The 3,240-nt window shown below is 63.9% G+C and carries 5 protein-coding genes; all 5 read right to left on the bottom strand.

What is annotated here, in order from left to right; genetic code table 11:
* Nucleotides 1-584, bottom strand: a 584-nt coding sequence (locus EQG76_RS25700; RefSeq protein ID WP_159717571.1) for a DUF3987 domain-containing protein, incomplete at its 3' end; no start/stop codon positions are given.
* Nucleotides 581-1,357, bottom strand: coding sequence for a DUF7146 domain-containing protein (locus EQG76_RS25695; RefSeq protein WP_159717570.1), 777 nt, complete (start codon nt 1,355-1,357; stop codon nt 581-583). The genes EQG76_RS25700 and EQG76_RS25695, both read right to left, overlap by 4 nt.
* A 202-nt stretch (nt 1,358-1,559) precedes the next feature.
* The gene (locus EQG76_RS31845; RefSeq protein ID WP_255476595.1) at nt 1,560-1,775 is read right to left on the bottom strand and encodes a helix-turn-helix domain-containing protein; all 216 of its coding nucleotides are present in this window, start codon (nt 1,773-1,775) and stop codon (nt 1,560-1,562) included.
* 140 nt (nt 1,776-1,915) lie between these two features.
* Nucleotides 1,916-2,512 (bottom strand): hypothetical protein, encoded by a 597-nt coding sequence (locus tag EQG76_RS25685; protein ID WP_159717568.1) that lies wholly within the window; start codon nt 2,510-2,512, stop codon nt 1,916-1,918.
* A gap of 91 nt (nt 2,513-2,603) precedes the next feature.
* Nucleotides 2,604-3,240: tyrosine-type recombinase/integrase (locus EQG76_RS25680; protein WP_159717567.1), on the bottom strand; the 637-nt coding region annotated here is incomplete at its 5' end.

Here is a 3,240-nt window from a genome sequence, read left to right as displayed (position 1 = left end):
GCACGCTCGATCGTCACGTCATTGAGCACGAGCCGGCGCATCTCCGGCGGTTCCGGGTCCAAATCGCCTTCCGGTGGTTTCGGCGCGGGCTTGCCGAGTTTCACCGCCTCCGCCACTTCGCCTTCCCATTTTGTCAGCTTCGCTTTCGCCTCCGCCTTGGCGCGCTGATGCTCCTTTTCACGCTCGCTCCAGTCGCTATTGGTCGACTGCTCCATCTTCCCGAGAAGATCGACCACAGCGTCCAGCGCCGGGCTCTTGCCCGTGGACGGGAGCCCCACCAGTGCAGCCCAGATGATCGGAGGTTCGATCCACCCGGCCCACGGACTGCCGCGCCGGACATTGGCGATCATGCCGCCGATGACGGAGAGTACAGCGGCAGCAACGAAATCGGCTGGCGTGCCCTTGGCATCCGCAGCATCCCGAACCCAGGGGGCGAAGCCTCCGAAGGTATCGAGCGGGAAGTCTGGGGCAGGCAGGTGGCGCAGCTCGGTGATCGACCGGTCAAGGTCGGGCCACGCATCGGCGATCACCTCGTCTGCCGGCCGCGCATTGTCGACCGCAAGCTTCAGCGACTTGGCACTCATGCCGACGCCTCCGTCAGCATGGCGGCAGGATCAAGCCCGTCCGGCAGCGCCGCGACCAGCACGGCGTGACCGCGTTCCCGCAACGCCTTGGCGGCCGCAACACTGGCTTTCCGGCCGGCCTCGTCACCGTCCAGACACAGCACGACAGGCACCCGATGCGGCAACCGCACTGTCGCAGCGTTGGCAGCCCCGAGCACTGCCCAGGCAGCCATGTCCGGGCAGGCTGCCGCGACCGCCAGCGCATCTTCCACGCCTTCCGTGAGCACGATGCGCTGGCCTTCCTGCCAGGGTGAGACGCGCACCGCAGCACCCGGCAGCCGGCCGATCGTGATCCGCGACGGCTTCGTCCATGCCTTGCGGCCCGCCCCGTCCAGCGGCGTCACCTGCACGGCCACCACGTCATCGCCGGGATAGCGATGGGCGCCAGCTACTAGGGTGGGCCATTCCCGGCCGCTGGCCGAACAGTGGATGCCCTGCCGCAGGCAGGGCGGATAGGGCGGCAGGTCGATGCGAGAGCGTAGATAGCGGTCCGCCGGATGATTGTCCTCAATGGGCCGTGCCTCACGCCACTTTGCCGCCGCTGCAGCTTCCCGCGCCCGGTTTCCGGTTTCCTCGCGCGCTTCCCGCTCGCGTCGCCGCCGCTCGATCTCCTCATGCGGCAGCGAGGTGCCCTGGTCCGGCCACAATCCTTTGGCTGCCAGCGTGGCTTGGACTTCCACAAAGGTGCAGCCTGCCCAGCAATGGACGACAGGGCGGCCGTTGTCGCCATCCACCACAGTCAGGGATGGCGAACGGTCCTGGTGCGCCGGGCAGCGGCACAACCAGCCCCTCGCGGTCCTGCGACCACCCAGTGCGTGCGCAAGGTCAGCGGCCGTGGTATGGGATGAGCGGCATTGTTCGTGAGGGCTGGCTCCTGGCAGAGCTGGCCCTCTGCCGTTTCTAGGCAGTGGCATAGGCATTGTTCGCTCCAGCCGCTCAGGCGGCCTTCTTCGTGTTCTTCTCGATCAGGGCGCGCAGGCTCTGGACGGGGACGAGCGTGGCCCGGCCGATCTTCACAGCTTCGAGCTCATTCGCCTTGATCAGCTCGTAAAGCACTGACCGGGAGATGCCGGTCATGCGCACCGCTTCCGGGACGCGCACGCTAATCAGATCGTGCCCATGAGGAGGAGCGGCTTTTGGGAAGTGATCCATAATTCCTGTCATCCTTACCTCTACCGGCGGAAACCGGCGGTCGGTGCTGGATAACTATGGTTATTTTGAAGTTTCCGTAAATCCGTTCAAATTTAGGCCGACCAAATCTGCATACGCAAAATTAGCCGGGTCAATTCTGACTAGCTCTTTCCACGCTTCCGCTCAGCCTCAAGGGCCTGTCGCGCTTTGCTGTACAAATCAAAGGGGATCTTGCCGGCACGGGCAGCAGATGCAAGAGCTTCAGTGAGATAGTACTGTCTTGCATATTCGCGGCACTGTCTTCGCCACGTGTTGTAAGTGCTGTGGCTTATACCGTGTGCCTTCTTGATAGTTTTTGCAGGAGACGGATCGTCTATTAGACCATCATGGCACATTTCTGCGTAGCCTATGGCCAGTAGCATGGTCGCATCGATGCTCGCAGTCTTCGAGTAACCACGTGTCGCCTTCCACAAGGGGTGCGGCTGCCCTCTCAAGGCGAATTTGACTGCTGTCGAAACGTGCTGGGCGATTTTCTTGTCGATGCTGCCGCTTTTTCCTGCGGCCTCCAGAGCTGCAACACACACGTCCCACACCTGCCGCTCAAGATCCTCTTTCTCCGGAGCAAGAAACGCTTCGAGAGTAAGCCGGCGAAAGTGGTTCGCTAGGCGACGCGTCTTTTCTTGCTCGCCTATGGCGTGGTCTTTCTTGGCGAGGTTGGGGGGGTGTGGCGCTGGCTTGGGCGTAGTGCTATCCGTCATGTCGCTGATCCTTCAGCAGGCCGGGCGGGGTTTGCTTTCCAGGCTCAGCCCCGCCCGGCCGACATGCCCGGAAGCGCCGGGCGCGCGTTAATCACCCAGCTTGGCGATCTTCCGCAGGTGCTAACGTCAGGATCTCGCCAAGGGTGGTCGAGAGAAAGTTGGCCCAGTCGGCCATTAGGCGCCGTCGCTTCACGAACAGGTCGCCCCGGGCATAAGCGGCTTCGGCCTTATCCTTCAGCCGATGCGCCAGCGCCGCCTCGATTACCTCGCGTGGATGACTGGAGGTCTCACCGGCCCAGTCGCGAAAGGTGGACCGGAAGCCGTGCACGGTCAGCTCGCCATGTCCCAGGCGCCGGAGCACGGCAGTAAGTGCCATGTCCGACAAAGCCCGCTCAACCTTGGCTGGGCTCTCGAACACGAGATCATGGCCTTTCCGTCGATCGCCCAGCAGCGCCAGAGCCGCCGGCACCAGCGGGACACGGTGCTCCTTGTCGGCCTTCATCCGCCCCGCCGGCACGATCCAGACGTCCCCATCAATCTCCCGCCACGTCATGCCTCGGACCTGGCCTGAGCGTGCCGCGGTGAGGATGGCAAAGGCCAGCGCACGCGCCGCAACGCCATCCATAGCGTCAAGTGCCGTCATGAAGGCTGGGGCTTCCCGCCAGTCGAGGGCGGCGTGATGCTTCAGGGTCCGCAGCTTGGTCGGCGCTGGCAGGAGCTGCTCAAGA

The sequence above is a fragment of the Geminicoccus flavidas genome, assembly GCF_009806515.1.
Taxonomy (GTDB): Bacteria; Pseudomonadota; Alphaproteobacteria; order Geminicoccales; family Geminicoccaceae; genus Geminicoccus; species Geminicoccus flavidus.
The sequence above is the reverse complement of the archived record's forward strand: the minus strand, read 5'-3'. Positions and strand labels throughout refer to the sequence as shown.